Source organism: Bacillus sp. MC1252, from assembly GCF_056838025.1.
In genome coordinates this window covers 1185411-1202395 of the sequence record NZ_CM166369.1, presented here as the reverse complement: position 1 = coordinate 1202395, position 16985 = coordinate 1185411, and the positions used below count along the sequence as shown (strand labels likewise).

At 39.6% G+C, this 16985-nt stretch carries 17 protein-coding genes and 1 pseudogene; 9 read left to right on the top strand and 9 right to left on the bottom strand.

What is annotated here, in order from left to right; genetic code table 11:
* Window positions 1-172: 172 nt before the first annotated feature.
* Window positions 173-513, bottom strand: a pseudogene (locus ACYH0L_RS06005) (ATP-binding cassette domain-containing protein); the annotation flags it as partial.
* Between the two features lie 259 nt (window positions 514-772).
* Entirely contained in the window at window positions 773-2527 is a 1755-nt protein-coding gene (gene ggt, locus ACYH0L_RS06000; protein ID WP_099727510.1) for a gamma-glutamyltransferase, read from the bottom strand.
* A gap of 227 nt (window positions 2528-2754) precedes the next feature.
* On the opposite strand from ggt, the gene ACYH0L_RS05995 reads away from it, so the two are divergent.
* From ACYH0L_RS05995 to ACYH0L_RS05970, 6 genes are all read left to right on the top strand, one after another.
* On the top strand, window positions 2755-3213 hold the full coding sequence (locus tag ACYH0L_RS05995; protein ID WP_099727522.1) for an ASCH domain-containing protein: 459 nt from the start codon (window positions 2755-2757) through the stop codon (window positions 3211-3213).
* 206 nt (window positions 3214-3419) lie between these two features.
* On the top strand, window positions 3420-4037 hold the full coding sequence (locus ACYH0L_RS05990) for a DUF47 domain-containing protein (RefSeq protein ID WP_099680243.1): 618 nt from the start codon (window positions 3420-3422) through the stop codon (window positions 4035-4037).
* Between the two features lie 15 nt (window positions 4038-4052).
* Complete coding sequence (locus ACYH0L_RS05985) at window positions 4053-5051, top strand: inorganic phosphate transporter (RefSeq protein WP_099727511.1); 999 nt, start codon at window positions 4053-4055, stop codon at window positions 5049-5051.
* 106 nt (window positions 5052-5157) lie between these two features.
* Entirely contained in the window at window positions 5158-5928 is a 771-nt protein-coding gene (locus tag ACYH0L_RS05980) for a type II toxin-antitoxin system SpoIISA family toxin (protein ID WP_099727512.1), read from the top strand.
* The gene (locus ACYH0L_RS05975) at window positions 5897-6073 is read left to right on the top strand and encodes a type II toxin-antitoxin system SpoIISB family antitoxin (protein WP_078061713.1); all 177 of its coding nucleotides are present in this window, start codon (window positions 5897-5899) and stop codon (window positions 6071-6073) included. The genes ACYH0L_RS05980 and ACYH0L_RS05975 overlap by 32 nt, the downstream gene beginning before the upstream one ends.
* Window positions 6074-6172: 99 nt before the next feature.
* Entirely contained in the window at window positions 6173-6304 is a 132-nt protein-coding gene (locus tag ACYH0L_RS05970) for a hypothetical protein (protein ID WP_256499489.1), read from the top strand.
* Here the strand turns inward: ACYH0L_RS05970 and ACYH0L_RS05965 are convergent.
* Window positions 6293-7192, bottom strand: a complete 900-nt coding sequence (locus tag ACYH0L_RS05965; protein ID WP_099727513.1) for an N-acetylmuramoyl-L-alanine amidase — start codon at window positions 7190-7192, stop codon at window positions 6293-6295. The genes ACYH0L_RS05970 and ACYH0L_RS05965 overlap by 12 nt on opposite strands.
* A 309-nt stretch (window positions 7193-7501) precedes the next feature.
* Here ACYH0L_RS05965 and ACYH0L_RS05960 point away from each other — a divergent pair, with 309 nt between their 5' ends.
* Window positions 7502-8050: an ImmA/IrrE family metallo-endopeptidase gene (locus ACYH0L_RS05960; protein ID WP_099727514.1), complete on the top strand. Its 549-nt coding sequence runs from the start codon at window positions 7502-7504 to the stop codon at window positions 8048-8050.
* Window positions 8051-8076: 26 nt separating this feature from the next.
* Here ACYH0L_RS05960 and ACYH0L_RS05955 read toward each other — a convergent pair whose 3' ends face one another.
* A complete protein-coding gene (locus ACYH0L_RS05955) occupies window positions 8077-8700 on the bottom strand; it encodes a poly-gamma-glutamate hydrolase family protein (RefSeq protein WP_099727515.1) in 624 nt (207 codons plus the stop codon).
* 243 nt (window positions 8701-8943) lie between these two features.
* Here ACYH0L_RS05955 and ACYH0L_RS05950 point away from each other — a divergent pair, with 243 nt between their 5' ends.
* Window positions 8944-9315: a DUF5412 domain-containing protein gene (locus tag ACYH0L_RS05950; RefSeq protein ID WP_099727516.1), complete on the top strand. Its 372-nt coding sequence runs from the start codon at window positions 8944-8946 to the stop codon at window positions 9313-9315.
* Between the two features lie 172 nt (window positions 9316-9487).
* Here the strand turns inward: ACYH0L_RS05950 and ACYH0L_RS05945 are convergent, their stop codons facing one another.
* Window positions 9488-9676, bottom strand: coding sequence for a methyl-accepting chemotaxis protein (locus ACYH0L_RS05945; RefSeq protein ID WP_256499487.1), 189 nt, complete (start codon window positions 9674-9676; stop codon window positions 9488-9490).
* Window positions 9677-9827: 151 nt separating this feature from the next.
* Here ACYH0L_RS05945 and ACYH0L_RS05940 point away from each other — a divergent pair, with 151 nt between their 5' ends.
* Window positions 9828-11300, top strand: a complete 1473-nt coding sequence (locus ACYH0L_RS05940; RefSeq protein WP_482354423.1) for an FAD-dependent oxidoreductase — start codon at window positions 9828-9830, stop codon at window positions 11298-11300.
* A 32-nt stretch (window positions 11301-11332) separates the two neighbouring features.
* On the opposite strand, the gene hag (ACYH0L_RS05935) is transcribed toward ACYH0L_RS05940, so the two are convergent.
* From hag (ACYH0L_RS05935) to alr, 4 genes are all read right to left on the bottom strand, one after another.
* The gene (gene hag, locus ACYH0L_RS05935) at window positions 11333-12253 is read right to left on the bottom strand and encodes a flagellin Hag (RefSeq protein WP_099727518.1); all 921 of its coding nucleotides are present in this window, start codon (window positions 12251-12253) and stop codon (window positions 11333-11335) included.
* 295 nt (window positions 12254-12548) lie between these two features.
* Complete coding sequence (hag, locus tag ACYH0L_RS05930) at window positions 12549-13460, bottom strand: flagellin Hag (RefSeq protein WP_256499484.1); 912 nt, start codon at window positions 13458-13460, stop codon at window positions 12549-12551.
* A 227-nt stretch (window positions 13461-13687) separates the two neighbouring features.
* Window positions 13688-15208, bottom strand: coding sequence for a Kelch repeat-containing protein (locus ACYH0L_RS05925; RefSeq protein ID WP_256499483.1), 1521 nt, complete (start codon window positions 15206-15208; stop codon window positions 13688-13690).
* Between the two features lie 102 nt (window positions 15209-15310).
* Window positions 15311-16492, bottom strand: coding sequence for an alanine racemase (gene alr / locus ACYH0L_RS05920; RefSeq protein ID WP_256499482.1), 1182 nt, complete (start codon window positions 16490-16492; stop codon window positions 15311-15313).
* Window positions 16493-16985 lie beyond the last annotated feature (493 nt).

Genomic DNA, 16985 nt, shown 5'->3' with positions numbered 1-16985 from the left:
GTAACAAAAAGAAAGAACATTTTGGAATAGAACCTTTTATAAAGCGATCTCAACCACTTGTTTTTAAAAATGTTCATCTTTGTTACCTTTGTAAAGATATTATAATATTCGAAATTATAAGTCAATGTTCCTAGGGAAATTTTTATAAAAAAAGATGCAGCAAGTGCGTGTGTGCCAGCGCTACACGCTGCTTTTGTCCGCCTGACAGTTGCTCTGGATAGCGGTGCTCATTCTGCGTTAACTGAACGACCTCTAATAGCTCATGCACCCGCTCTTTGATGTCTTTTTTGGGCAGCCTTTCTCCTCTTGGTTTCATCTTAAGACCATACGCAGCATTATCATCATATTTCGAAAAAGAGCATATTGCTGGAACACAAAACCGATCTGTGCTTTCGCACTACTTAACAGATCAATCTTCCCCTTTTGATTTGAGTCTTCATTCGCATTTGAACATGGAGTACTCGTGATGATTAATAAGGTGGTCACGATCGAGACCCATTTCCACTTTTTCATGTTATCCCGCTCTCCTGTTATCACATAATGTTGACACCACCCTTGCCTTTTCTACGCAAAAAAGACCCTTAGCATTTGAAATACATCACAGTCCTGTACTTCAAATGCCAAGAGCCTTCGGTTGTCCGATCAGCTATGTATGATTGATGTTAGTCTATATATATTCAAACTATTCACAGGAGTCAACAGTGTCTTTTTCTTTTTGTTTACACAGAAAAGAAACGCCATCTTCAAGAGACGCTTCTTTTCCCGGGAAATGTTATTGATTTGCAGATAGCTTTAAATTGACACCAACAGCGGTTCCATTTCTGGTTGAATCAGCTACTCCAGTAAATGTCCCTGCTTTTCGATCAATTAGCAGAGCTTGCACGTTTCCTATATCAATAGGCGAACTGCCAAAACGGTGTCCAATATCGTTTAACTTTGTCCTCACATCGAGAGGGACACCTACTTCATAGCGGTAAGAAGTTAAACTGTTTGTATAAATCCTTGGTTCTTCCACCGCATCCTGAAGCTCCATATCATATTCAAGCAAATTCAGGATCGTCTGTGAAACAGAAGCAATAATCGTTGTTCCTCCAGGTGATCCAACGGTCATGACAGGCTCTCCATCTTTAAATATAATCGTTGGCGTCATACTTGATAATGGACGTTTATTTGGCTGCACTTCATTGGCGCCGCCAGGCCTTGCATCAAAATCCGTGAGTTCATTATTTAAGAAAAAACCATACTCCGGGACAAGGATCCCTGTACCAAATAACTGTTCAATGGTTGTTGTAAAAGACACAACATTTCCCCACTGATCTGCAACAGTAAAATGGGTGGTTTCACCAATGGTTTTATCTTCTGGCTGCGGGACAATTGGAGATGGATTTTTTTCATCCTCATACACCCACGGATCTCCTTCTGTCGGGTTTTGAATCATTTGATCTAATTGAATAAGAGAGGCTCTTTCTGAAATGTAATCATCGTCTAATAGTCCTTTTAGTGGAACATCTACGAATTCGGGGTCGCCGGCATATGCGGCTCGGTCAGCATAGGAGAGATGCATTGTTTCAGCAAGCAGCTGATATTTTTCGAACGATTTGGGGTCATATTGAGATAGGTTAAAGTGGTCAAGTATTTTTAGGATTTGTAGCATAAACACCCCGCCCGAGCTTGGCGGAGGCATACTTGCAAGCTGGTACCCTTTATAGTCTCCCCAGATTGGCTTGTCAGTCTTGACTTCATAATGATCAATGTCATCTGTTGTCATCGTACCACCAAAATCTTGGACCGTATTTGCGAGTGCCTTTGCTACTTTACCTTCATAAAACGCCTTGCTTCCTTTTTTCGCAATCAGTTTAAATGTTTTTGCAAGACCTGGCTGAACAAGCAGATCTCCTTCTTTGAGCGGCTGGTCATCTGGAAGAAAGATTGACGCTGCAGCCGTTTTTTTCAATTTCCCTTGATGATCATCAATGGCTTTTGCAAGGACCGAATCAATTTCAAATCCATCCTCTGCCAGCTGAATAGAAGGTTTAATCAATTCCTTCATAGAACGAGTCCCCCACTTATCTAATGCCGCCTCAAGACCTTTTACTGTCCCGGGAACACCAACTGCATTACCATGTGTGGATCGCTCAGCGAATGGGATGACTTTTCCCTCATCAGTTAAAAACATGTCAGGTGTTGCGCCCTGTGGTGCCCGCTCTCTACTATTGATGATGGATGTTTCTTTTGTCTTTCCATCATAAACCATCATAAATCCTCCGCCGCCAATTCCCGACATCATCGGCTCTGTCACATTCAGTGCGTACTGGATGGCAACAGCAGCATCAACTGCGTTTCCACCTTTTTTCAATACATCAGCACCAACTTTTGATGCCAGCGGATGAGCTGTAGCCACCATGCCATCTTTGCCAACAGCTACTTTATTCCCATGAGTTTCGTTTGCAGTGACTTGGCTGACAGGAAGAAAAAACGAGAAAACAAACAGACATATGGACAAAACAGTTAGAGAAATGCGTTTCATAAACAACACCCCTTCCATATTCTTACTTTGACATTACCTACTTCTTGACCAGAATACAATAGATTATTCTAAAATTTCAAAAATTTTCATTCTATACTCCTACATAATTCAAATAAAACACGCTTTTTCAAAACATATGACATGCACAAAAAGTAGGGATAATGACATAATGTTTTCACGTATTTGCTTTAACGGTATAATAAACACATGACAAAGGGGGAAAAATGGTGAACCACAAAAGCAACATTTTTTGGGAAACGTATTGGGAAGATAAATCAGAAAAAGCACCAGCTAACACGTTTGTTTCGGCTTGGGCATTTGGTGCAGATCCAGATCACTTACTTGACCTTGTACAGCAAGGGAAAAAAACAGCCACTTGTTCTGGACATATTTTTTATGAAAAGGAACAGGAGCCGCTTCCGAAGGCTGGGCAATATGCGATCATTTTGGACAGCCAGGATGAACCTAAAGCCATCATCGAAATTATGCATGTAGATGTGATGCCAATGAATGAAGTCCCTGAATCATTTGCACAAGCAGAAGGTGAAGGCGATCTATCATATGACTATTGGTATAGAGTCCATAAAGAATTCTTCACAGAAGCACTCAAGCCATACGGATTAGACTTTAAAGAAGACATGCTTCTTGTTTGTGAACGTTTTAAACTGATTCATTCAGCTTCTTAACCTTTAAGCGGCGCCAAAAACGGGCCGCTTTTTCCGTTTCTTTTCCCCTTTCTGAAAAAGGTGTGTTGAGATTTCATCTTTAGGTCAGAATAAGATCAAATAGAAAAACTGAAGAAATTTTCGACTACACCTGTTTTTTTTCGACAAAAGAATATATAATTATTTGATGTGTGCATTGTCTCATTTATACAATGGAGGGTTTTTACATGTTAAAAAGGAAAAAAGACAAGTTTTCCGTCTTGTTAACGGAAATTGCTAAAAATTTAGATGAAACTGCTGAGTATTTTGTTAGCTATAAAGTAACAAATCAAACCACTCTGAAAGAATTTTCTGACACATTGAAGGAATATGAGACAAAAGGTGATCATCATGTTCATACCATGATTAAAGAGCTGAACAAAGCCTTTATTACACCGATTGAGCGTGAAGACATTCTTCAATTGACGAATAGCCTCGACGATGTTTTAGATGGAATTGAGCATTTTTCAGCGACAATGGAAATTTATTCAATGACAAGCTCAGACGAACATATCGACAAATTCAGTCACTACATCAGAGAATGTGCGAAAGAAATTTTAATCACGATTGATTTACTGGCTGAAAATCGCTTGAAAGATATTCAACCGCACGCAATCAAGATCAAAGAGATTGAGCATAATTGTGACAATCTTTATCGAAAATCACTAAAGAATTTGTTTGGAAAAGAAACAGATCCAATTAAGGTGATACAATACAAAGAAATTTACGAAACACTTGAAGAAATTGCTGATTCCTGTCAAAGTGTTGCCAACAATCTAGAAACAATCATTATGAAGAATGCGTAACGGGGTTAGTTAAACATGGACATATTACTCATCCTTACCATATTCATTGTCATTTGTGCACTTGCTTTTGATTTCATTAACGGATTCCACGATACAGCAAATGCCATTGCTACTTCAGTTTCAACAAAAGCGTTAAAACCAAGACATGCTATTATTATGGCAGCGTTCATGAACTTCTTAGGAGCAATGACATTTACAGGTGTGGCAAAATCCATTACAAAAGACATCGCAGATCCATTTACACTTCAAAACGGTTCTGTTGTCATTTTAGCTGCTTTAATTGCGGCCATCACTTGGAACTTGCTTACTTGGTATTACGGGATTCCGAGTAGTTCTTCACATGCACTGATTGGATCAATTGCAGGGGCTGTTATCGCCTCTGCCGGTTTTGGCGCTTTAAACTATTCGGGATTCATTAAAATCATTCAAGCACTTTTGCTTTCACCTATCCTAGCTTTCGTATTGGGATATATCGTGTATACCATTATTAAATTTATATTCAGAGACAACAATCTAGCAAAAACAAATAAACAATTCCGACGTGTTCAGATTTTAACTGCTGCACTTCAATCGTATACCCATGGAACGAACGATGCGCAAAAAGCGATGGGAATTATTACGATGGCTTTAATTGCAGGTAATCTTCATACAACTGATGACATTCCATTCTGGGTACAATTCTCTTGTGCACTTGCAATGGGACTTGGTACTTCTGTTGGCGGCTGGAAGATTATTAAAACAGTCGGTGGTAAAATCATGAAAATCCGTCCAGTAAACGGAGTATCTGCCGATTTAACTGGTGCAGCCATTATTTTCGGTGCAACGTTTATCCACTTACCTGTTAGTACCACACACGTTATTTCATCTTCTATTCTAGGCGTAGGTTCTGCGCACAGAGTCAAAGGTGTGAACTGGGGTACGGCAAAACGTATGCTTGTCACTTGGGTCATCACATTACCGATTTCAGGGACTCTAGGTGCTCTCATATACTTTGTGTTAAACGCAATTCTCTAATCATGCAAACTGCCTGTTCTTGCAGGCAGTTTTTTTCATGAAGAAGGTTTTCCAATCATACCCATAGAAGTAAATAAGTATTCAATTGTCTATGGGAGAGAACGACATGCTATTATTTTTTCAATTGACCGTATGGTTATTGCTAGGTGCCCTTGCTGTGTATGTATTTGCTGTATGGCGCTTTGAACAAAAAGTAAAAGAAAAAATGTTTGCCATTCGCAAAACGTGGTATTGGATTTATGTAGCTGGTGCTGTTGTTTATTGGACAAATGACCCCTCTTCAATCTTCACCGATTGGATGCACTACTTAATCATTGCTGTTTTTTTCGCATTAACCGATGCTTTCATTTTTCTCAGCTCCTATATTAAAAAGCTTGGGAATCATGAGCTGGAAACCGACACCCATCAACTCCTTGAACAAAACAACGATCTACTTCATTCTTACCTCAATAAACTAAAAACGTACCAATACCTATTGAAAAACGAACCGATCCATGTATATTATGGAAGTATAGAGGCATATATAGAGGGAATTGAACGGCTGATTTATTCTTTTGCAGAAAAAATGAATATTCAAGCGGTTCTGTGTCCGTATGATACACAGGAACAAAAAGATGACCTGCTGCGAACACTAGACCAGCGAGCTCTCATTCAGGCAAAGCTTGACAGGCAGGAAGTATATTACGATGATTTCGGCAAATTGGTGCTCATTCCGTTTTCGGTAGCAGATGCACACTTTGTCATAAAGCTGACCTCTGATGAGATTGTCACTGAGTTTGACTATTTATTAATGACTTCACTTACAACAATTTATGACCTAATCTTGCCTGACGAAGAGGAAGGTGATGAAGATGGACCACGCACTTCAAGGGGATAACAACAATCGCAAGAAAAACCCTTTTAAGATTTTAAAGAAGAAACGCCATATTAGTATGGCCGATTACAAAGTAAGCCCCCATACAGAGCGTATTTTCAAAAAGAATGAACAGCTTCTGGATGAGTATAAAAATAAAAAAGCTTGATCACACTAAAGGACGCGGAACTAAACCCGCGTCCTGATTCCTTTTTTACATCGATTCGCATACAATAAAACCATATGCTGTAACCATTGAGGTGCCAAAATGAAAAAGAAAATCAAACAATTGAGATATGTTCAGTTTGCTGAATTTCAGCCGTCCCCTTATGTCCGCCAATTAAATGAAAAAAGTGAAGCAGTCATTCATTCATACAAACAGAAAAACTCACTTATTTAATTGCTCAAGCAGCTTTTTCTTCGTATTAGGTCCGTATACCCCATCACTTGTCAGACCATTCATCAGCTGAAAACGCGCTACAGCATTGGCCGTTTTTTCCCCGTAAATTCCGTCAACTCCCTTATCTACAGCCGTTTTATCAGGATAAAAATAAACAGCGGCAAGCGCTTTTTGGACGAGGCGTACGTGCTCCCCCTTCGTCAAAGGAGATGTCACCTTTAAAATCCCATCTGGCAGCTCATACATGATTTTTCCATCATTGCGATAAATTTTGAGAACCTGTCCAATTTGAATCGTGTTCGGGTCGTTAATGTCATTCCATTTCTGTAAATCACTCACAGTGACGCCATGGGCTTTAGCAATACTTGTTAACGTATCCCCGCTTTTGACCACATACGTGATGACCGTCGCCGGATCACCTGCGGTTTCAATTCCTTTTTTAAATGCATCCCATGTAGATAGAAGCAGGCGTGGACATGCTTTTCCAGACCAATGCTCATGTGTAACCACATTTACTAATGGAATGTCATGTTCTTTTAATAGCTTTTGAATGAGCCATTGAGCATGTTTGACAGCCTGCTGAAAGTTCCCATCTTCATTTTCACAAATTTCAATTCCGATCGATTTCCTATTACCATTCCCATGTCCGTCCCCTGCATGCCAGCCATTTTCATTTAAAGGCAGATGCTGAAAAATTTCACGATCATCCACTGTAAAATGCCAGCTCACCTCTGTCGTTGGTCGTTTGACGTATGCCGCATGACTTTTCGCGTCAGCTCCCTTAGATGTATTTGCTGTGTTATGAACAGTCACATACATCGGTGTCATGGCGTATCCTGGCCGGTTTCCGTTTCCAACTGGAATAAAATCTTGATAAATTTGTACCATGTTCTGCACTCCCTTTTGCTAGATTGAATTGATCTTTCTCATCAATCGGTGGCATTCGTAAGACAAATTTTGTTTGTTTTAGTTATAAGACTATGGTAAAATTTGAATTCAATCTTCCCTTTTTAATAGTGAAAATGAAAAAATGAAGAAAAAAACAGGAAATAATTCCATTTTTCTTTGATTTTATGTTAAAATTGTTAAAAACAAGCCGATATAAAAAGTAAGCGATAGCTTTATTAGCCATTTAGTCCTATACGGACTTTTCTTTTATGCCAAAAATAGAACATACGTTTGTGTGGAGGTTTTTAAATGACTTATTTTTTAACCCATTTAGAAGAAGATATTAAACGGTTATACGCTCAACTACAAATAAGCGGTCCTGCATATGTAGACATGCAAAGGATCGCTTCTGAATTTCATGTATGGGTCCATTACGAGGATACCGGCAGCATGATGATCAAACATCAAGGTCTTTACAGTATTATTTTAAACAGATCCCTATCACCAGAAGAACAGTGGCAGGATTTTGCCCACGAGCTCTGTCATGTGTTGAAACACGCAGGCAATCATTTCAAAATGCATAGGCTCTTTCGAGAACTGCAAGAGTTTCAGGCAAAACAATTCATGTATCACTTTTGTGTTCCGACCTTTTTGCTCCTGCAAATGAAGCTTCCAAATCTACGTCAGCAAGCTATTTTGCAAATTGCTCAAACATTTCACGTCACCTGGGCTTTTGCTGAAAAACGGCTTGCCTTATTCGAACAGCGAAGAGTAGGCATTCGCTTTCAAAAGGAGTTTACTTCCTATTTAATGAAAGCGGAAAGGGTTGCGGAAAAAGAAGCTGCTTATCAAACGTAAACACCTGCACGCATGACAAAAGAGGTTTATTCATAAAGGCTTAATACTTGTTTCAGTACATTTGTGTATCTATAAAATTGTTCATTTTGTGTATCACGCCGGTAGCGCCGCCTAAAGTCTTGAAAGAATGCTCTTCTTTGAGCTTGACTGATTTCAATTTGAACGCTTTTTCCTGTCAGACATTGATTATTAATATTATGAGGATGTGTTCCAGAAAAACGATCTGATTCAGACAAAAGCAATGCAGGAAAACCATTCAATGTTAAACGTTTCACGGTTTCTGCAGCTCTTTCTCTGTCTGTACCGCCCACTAATGTTTGAAGCACGTCTGTTTCTCCGTAGCCGTGGAGCGCAAACGTATAATGATGTGTATGCACTTGAGAAAGACAAATCGGCTCATCAAAACGTGTGCTTGTAATATGAAGAACATGATTGCCTTTCACTTTAAGGCCCTCAAATAAATACATTGAATAATCGCTTGCTAATTCATGGATCAGCTCACTCACGCCTGATTCAATTCCTCCGGCATGAGGCGACAAAATCAGAAGCTGATCTCCTTCCCGCTTGTGTAGAATTTGATAGTCAATCCCTTTTCTTTCATGAGCGGAAAGCTCTTCATAATTTTGATACGTATCGATGATTTGCGTCATTCTATCTGCCCCATTCCTCTATATGAGCATAAGTCTACTGATCTCAAATTCTTTTGTAAAGTGTTTTCGAATCGTCTATCCACATGAAGACATCCTTAAATTTTCCTTATCTTTACGGCTTTCTGTTGAATTTTGAGAAAAAATGACCGATAATTGAAACAAGTAGAACTTTTAGACTATATGAATCTTTTTGTATTCTCTCTCATAAATTAGCATTATTGTGATCTAAATCTGGAGGAATTCATGTTAAAAAAGAAAACCACCATCATCCTTGTCATCTTATTCATTAGCTTTGCTGGTATCATTTATTGGAAATGCTTCTCTCTTCAAGGCGTGTCTCATGGAACATTCATCCGCTCTATGTCATCACCCGACGGAACATATATCATCAACACCTATCGTCATAGTGGAGGAAAGCTAAAGGAGAACGCAGTCAGAGCAGAAATTGAAAACAAACTGACCCATCGAAAGAAAACGATTTACTGGAAATACCCTGATAAAGATCCTCTCATCAAATGGAAAAATACACAGCTGGTTCAAATTGGACACGAGTTTTTAAATGTTGTAAAAGGCGAAACGTACGATTATCGCTTTGAAAAAAGAAACAGAAAATAACGAGTCATCAAAAAACGAATCCTCTTTAGATTCGTTTTTTTACGTTTACATCACCTTTTGCATAAAGCCTTTCCTTTCTTTGCTTACCACAGTCAACCGCTCCACAATTTCACTAAACTCTGTCACAAGTAAAGCTTGGTCTAATGATGACCCCATCATATGTTCCTTACTCTCAAGTAATGTATGTTTGGATGTTAGAGAAAATCCCTTGCAATGAGCTTTCAATATTTTCAGTTGCACGTGAGGTTCCACTTGATAATTTTGGGACTTCGCTTGCTACAACACTAAAATCTGCTCCCTCTTTTCCTGCTCGGGCTGCTCCAATTGATTTTTGAGCGAAAAACCTAAAGCGAGTGCACAAATGAATTGAAGTTACTTTCTCATATTTACAGGTAAAAAGTATGTCATTTCCTTAATATATTCAAAAAAGCGCAAATTTGCTATAATTAGAGCATCAACATATGATGAAATGGTCATGTAACCATTTTACTTATTCATTGGAGGCGCATGTTGTGACACAACCCATGAAATATGAGCGGGCGATCGTCATTGGCGGCGGTATCACCGGAATGCTCGCTGCAAAGGTTTTATCAACGTTTTATCATCAGGTGTTTATCATTGAAAAGGACGAACTGCCAAATTCTCCTGAGAACCGTCTCGGCACTCCTCAAGCCTTTCATCCACATAGAATGCTGCCACTTGGCAAGCGAATATTTGAGCGTCTATTTCCTGGTTATACAAAAGAGTTACTGGCAATAGGCGGGTTTAATACATGGCATCAAACATCTCGATTTATCACAAAAGATGGTGAATTAGCGCTCACCGATACAGAAGAAACAGCTGTCACAAGACGTGCCTTGCTAGAGTGGGTGCTGATGCAAAGAATGTTAAGTGAGGAACGTGTTCATTTTTTAAAAAAACATGAGGCGATCTCGCTACAGTTTGAGGAAGGAACAAATCAAGTCATAGGACTCATTGTGAAAGACCGGCGTGTAAAGCCAGGAATCATTCATCAAATGAAAGCAGACTTAGTGATCGATACGTCTGGAAGAATGTCTAAATTGCCAAAATGGCTGAAAGATGCAGAACTGCCCTTGCCACAGACAGATGAGTTAAGCGTCTCTCTTGGCTACAGCACAAGATACTACCAGATACCACCTGAGGCGCCAAACTTGCAATCAATGGTCGTAGTTGGACAGCCACATAAACAAATTCCGACAGGATTGTTTGAACGGGTAGATCATGATTTAGTAGCTGTTCTTCTCTCAGCAGCGGGCGGCTCACATTATCCAACAACGGATGCTGATCAATTTGATTCAGAAACCGCTGCGCTTACCCATCCCGCTATAGCAGAAGCCATCACCCATTTAACTCCTTTTACAAAGCCAAAGGGATTTAGACTGCCTGCTTGTGTGAGAAATCACTATGAACAAATGCATAATTGGCCAAGTGGTTTATTGGTAATGGGCGATGCCTTGTGTACATTAGATCCGATTCATGGGCAGGGAATGACAAAAGCAGCGGTCGAGGCGCAAACACTCGAGCGTATGCTCAAGCAAGCACAAGGAAAGGGACGGTTGTCTTTTGAAAGGAACACCTTACAACAAATGCAGCACGCCAATGAGCCTGGCTGGTGGCTTTGTGCGATTGCTGATATGGCATGGGAAGGAGTCGAGTTAAAGGGAGGAAAGCCTATTCCCCATTTGACATTTGTACAAGAATATTTAAATCGCTACGTACAATATGCTGTTCAAACAAAACAGGCTGAACGTCTTGAGGCGTATCACCGTATGCATTCTTTCTTAACTGAACCGAGAGAGATCATCAACCTAGAGCAGCTGCATGACATGATTCAAGCTGATTCCTCTGGTGACACTGCTCGTTGGTGGTGTCAATGGGACAAAGAGAACGACGAATTAAATCAAGCTTTTTTCCATGAAGCTGTTCCTGACTTTCGTTTACAGCAATTGCTGCCATCAGATTGACATAAAAAAAAGCCCTCAATGGGGCTTTTTCATTAACGTAATAATTGAAGTACGTTTTGTGGCTGTTGGTTTGCTTGTGCTAGCATCGCTTGAGAAGCTTGAGAAAGAATGTTGTTCTTTGTGAACTCACTCATTTCTTTCGCCATGTCAACGTCACGAATACGAGACTCAGCAGCTGTTAAGTTTTCAGCAGAAGCGCTAAGGTTGTTGATTGTGTGCTCTAAACGGTTTTGGACCGCACCAAGCTTAGATCGCTGAGCAGACACTTGCTTAATGGCTGTTTCAATAATACCAAGTTGTGCATCAAATCCAGCAGATTCCTCGCCATCTTCATCACTTGCACTAATGAATTTTGTCACATCGATGCCAGCAACAGAACCAGCTCCATCTTCACCTTCAGCAGTCCCATCTGTTCCTAAAACTGAAGCACCCATGTTTTCAATGTTAAGTGTAATTTGTTGTGTTGCGTTTGCACCGATTTGGAATACAAGGCTTTGTGCCTCACCACCTTCTTCAGCACCCTTAGACGAATAAGTCCCGTCTAATAATTTCTTCCCGTTAAACTCTGTACGAGTAGAAATGCTTGTAATCTCATCTTGCAAGTTTGAGATTTCATCTTGAATTGATGCTAAATCCTCTTCCTGTTGTGTACCTGTGTTCCCTGCTTGAACAACAAGCTCACGAATACGTTGAAGTATCGCATGAGATTCAGTCAGTGCACCTTCAGCCGTTTGAATAAGAGAGATACCATCTTGAGAGTTTTTAGTAGCCATTTCTAAACCACGGATTTGACTTCTCATTTTTTCAGAGATCGCAAGACCTGCTGCGTCATCCCCTGCACGATTGATGCGAAGACCAGAAGAAAGTTTCTCCATGTTCTTTTGGCTTGAACCGTTGTTAGTAGAAAGACGATTCAATGTGTTAAGTGCTGCGATATTGTGGTTAATTCTCATTTCTTATTACCTCCATGTGTTTTGAACCAATTAGACATCCATGTCTAAAAGTTCTAAATTAGAATTTTTTTGTAAGCCTTACAATCCATTTATCGAACTTTAATGGAAAATGTTTAACATAAAAGGGATAAATAAGGAAAAAGTCTTATTCATTATGATCGTTTCGCTAGAGTATGCCAAATTTAAAGGTCATTTTTCATCATTTATCAAGGGGATTTAAGAATCATAAATCAGGAGAAGGAGAAAAAGCGAAGAAAAAAGAGCATAAAAAAAAGCCCCATAAAGGGGCCTTTCATTAACGTAGTAATTGAAGTACGTTTTGTGGCTGTTGGTTCGCTTGTGCAAGCATTGCTTGAGAAGCTTGAGAAAGAATGTTGTTCTTCGTGAACTCACTCATTTCTTTCGCCATGTCAACGTCACGGATACGAGACTCAGCAGCTGTTAAGTTTTCAGAAGATGCACCAAGGTTGTTAATTGTGTGCTCTAGGCGGTTTTGGACCGCACCAAGTTTAGCACGTTGAGATGAAACTTGATTGATAGCTGAATCAACAATCTTAAGTTGAGTATCAAATCCAACATCTGCTGCGTCTGCTGCATTAGTTGCAAAAGCTGTTACATCTAAATCTTTAATCGATTGGTTTGCAGTGATGCCACCAGCACCATCATCAACGCCTAATGCATCAGCACCCATATCTTGAATGTTAACTTTGATTTGTTGCGTACCATTAGCACCAATCTGGAAAACTAAAGATGGATCAGTTGGTGCTGGTGGAGTTGAAGCTTTATAGTCACCATTTAACAATTTTTTACCATTGAACTCTGTACGATCAGAAACACCATCAATCTCTTCAATTAAAGCATCCATTTCATCTTTAATTGCAGTTAAGTCTTCATCTTGCTGTGTACCAGTGTTTCCAGCTTGAACCACTAGTTCACGAACACGTTGAAGGATTGAGTGAGTTTCAGTTAATGCACCTTCAGCTGTTTGAATAAGAGAGATACCGTCTTGTGCGTTTTTAGAAGCCATTTCTAATCCGCGGATTTGTCCACGCATTTTTTCAGAGATTGCTAGACCTGCTGCGTCATCTCCTGCACGGTTGATTTTAAGACCAGAAGAAAGTTTCTCCATGTTCTTTTGGCTAGCACCGTTGTTTGCAGACAAACGGTTCAATGTGTTAAGTGCTGCGATATTGTGGTTAATTCTCATTTCCTATTACCTCCATGTAATTGGGACCTGACAGACGTCCTTGTCTGAAAAAAGTCCTTTATTCTAGGGCTTATCAACCCTGACAATTCTATTATCGGACGTGGTTATAGGATGTTTAGCAGATTTTTAAAAAAATATCTTGTTTTTTTATGATGTTAATCCTAATTTTAACAATTATGTAAAAATACAAAAATCTGCTGATCTATTATCAGCAGCTTTCCATTTTATCAATATTGCTTGATATCAAACGTTAAAATATTTTGGTATATCACATAATCTTTCTTACTTGCGAAAGGTCCTTTATTGTGTTCATCATTAATTTCATAGAAGTTCATTCCGATTCCAAAGCTTCTTTCTTTATACCAGTTAAGAAAATCGTTGATTTCTTTCATTGAGAGCAGATAATCCTTTTGTAACCCATTGACCATGGTAATAGAAAGTATACCTTTCGCAGTTTCTTCTCCTGGTTTTGTTCCATCTTGGTCTTTCGGTTCTTCGGTTGTGCCGTCATCTGGCTTTGTTCCATCTTGGTCTTTTGGATCTTCCGTTGTGCCATCATCTGGCTTTGTTCCGTCTTGGTCTTTCGGTTCTTCGGTTGTGCCGTCATCTGGCTTTGTTCCGTCTTGATCTTTCGGTTCTTCGGTTGTGCCATCATCTGGCTTTGTTCCGTCTTGATCCTTTGGATCTTCTGCTGTCCCATCATCCGGCTTTGTTTCATCCTCAGTCACTTGTAAGTCTTTTAATGAAATAGAAATCACTGATCTGTAATCACTTTTTACAGAAAGATGTCTCATATAATACGAGTAGTCACGTCCGCCAATAACATATAATTGATCATCAACAATTGCTGCAACAGCTGATACTCTTCCTTCTGGCAATTCATAAGCTGAATTTTTAAATTGACCATCTTTTGGATTGAAAATCTGAACTTTGTTTACCATATTTTTCGAACCATCACCATATAATTGCCCACCAATAATAAAGAACTTTCCATTGTAAGTTTCATAGGAGGGTTCATATGTATAAGATGTTAACTGAACATCAATTAGTCTCTTCCAAGTATCTGTTGCAATATCATACTGAAACAAATACTTTTCTCTACTATGCCCTATCGAATTTTCGCCACCTGCAACATATATTTTTCCGTCAATTTCAGAAATGGCTCTCCCATTTCGAGATGGTAAACCCGATGAGTTCAAGCTCTTCCATTCACCAGAGGCTGTATTGTATTGATAGACATTATTCTTATAAGAGTTTTTTGAAGATACAATATATATATTCTCTTTCACTGCAACTGCGTGTAAAGTTCCCTTACTATAAGCTGAAAATACCGGGTCTCTTGGAATTTGAATCGGCTCTTCAGCCCACTGATCAAGTTCTGTATCATAAATATCTATTGTGTTATAAGCTACTTCTGTCTCTTCGTTAATTCCACCTATTAGATAGATTTTTTTACCTACTGTAGCATAAGTACCCCCTGTTCTATTTCTTGGCATACTGGCTTTCTCTTCCCAAGCATCCTTTTTAGGATCATACATAAATGTTTGATTATTCAACTTATTTTTTTCACTTGCTCCACCAAACACATAAATCTTTCCATCAACTACTCCCACACCAGCATTAATACGTTCTTCTGGTAAATCAGCTCTTTTAGCCCAGCCAGTTGTTTTTGCTGCATTTGCTTTAAATGGACTAAGAGTACTCATTAAAAGAAGTACTGCAACGAATAATAAAAAACTTTTTCTCATTTCTCATTCCTCCAAATCGTTCTATTCCTCCTTTTTATCGTTTTATTTTTTACAAAGTTTACAATTAAAAGTAATTACGGATTAACTTTTATAATAAAAAACTCACACATACATCACCGGTGTTGACATTTTAATAATCTTCCCACCTCGACGATAAAACCTTGGAACACGGCGGCTTAAGGTGGCGATGACTTCATAGTTAATCGTATTGAGCATTTCGGCGATTTCATCGACAGAAATTTCTCCGCCTTTTTGACGGCCGTAAATGACGACTTCCTCGCCTTGCTTTGCCTTCATTTCGCCTAAACTGATCATGGTCATATCCATTGTGACTCGCCCCGCAATCGGCACTCGTTTTCCTCTGAAAAGCATAAATCCTCTATTGGATAAAGCACGCGAGTACCCATCCGCGTAGCCAATCGGTATAGTCGCAATGACTTCATCAGGCTTTGCCACATAGGTAGCACCATAGCTGACGGTTCTAGGCTCTGTCACCATTTCCTTCACGAAAGCAATTCTCGCCTTTAAACTTAGAGCCGGCTCCAATTGAACAGCATCCAAGCTTTGAATATATTGCGAGGGATAAAGTCCATAAAGTCCGATGCCAAGCCGAATCATATCGGCACTAAATTCAGGAAATGCGATGGCAGCAGCCGTATTGTTCATATGTACGGTAGGCAGCGTAATTCCTTGTTTTTTTAGAAAACGAAGAAAATCAGTAAAAATATTGTGCTGAAGCAATGTGAAATCGGGGTCCGGCTCATCCGCAGTTGAGAAATGCGTAAAGATTCCATCCCATCGGAGGTATTCACTTTCTTCAAGTGCCTCAACGACTTCCAAAAGCTCTTCCTTCGTTCGAACGCCTAGTCGCCCCATGCCTGTGTCGACATTGACATGAATGCCAAGCCGATGCTGACTTTCTTCTTCCGCTAAAATCTCATTTGCTTCATTGATCCAGTCTGCACAAAGACCGGATAGGTCAATTCTCCATGTCGCAGCTTTTTTTACACAGTCGAGCGGGGTAAATCCGAGGACTAGAATAGGCGCTTCAATTTTCGCTCTTCGCAATACAATGCCTTCTTCCAAGCTGGCAACCGCCAGCTCTGTCGCACCGCTTTCCAGTGCCTGTCGCGCTACCTCCACTGACCCGTGTCCATAAGCATTCGCTTTCACCACTGCCATGATCTTACTTTTCCTTGGAATATGCGCTTGAATGGCTTGTATATTTCTCTTTATTGCATCAAGACTGACTTCGATCCAGACTTCCCGGCAAATCTTTTGCACTCGTATAACCTCCCTGCTTATCTCATACATCCATTTTTCCTCATGCATTATGTTTATTCCATGTTGCATGGAAACATTCAAGACTCGCATGTATGAGTCTGTTCCTCTTCAAAAAGATGATATATCGAGTGCTTAGATAAGCTAGTGAACGACCCTAAACCTTCATAAAGTAAGTATGACGATTAGCCATTGCTGTCGCACGAAATTGTCGAAGTATTTTATACCCTTCAGTGATATTCATATCGACACTTGAAGAAGTCATCTTCACCTACTTGCACCTCGTCAATTATGCAGCGTGAATCCTTTCATATAAGAAAAAACACCATCCAGCAAAATGACTGAATGATGTTTTTTCATGTTTCTGTACATCTTTAAATGATTGATGGTGTCAACATCTAGCACACTATAGCATCCTTTAGTAACTTCATTCATGATCTCAAATATTCCCCTGGAAATAACCTATTTGATTAAATACGAACGCATGCCAGCTATA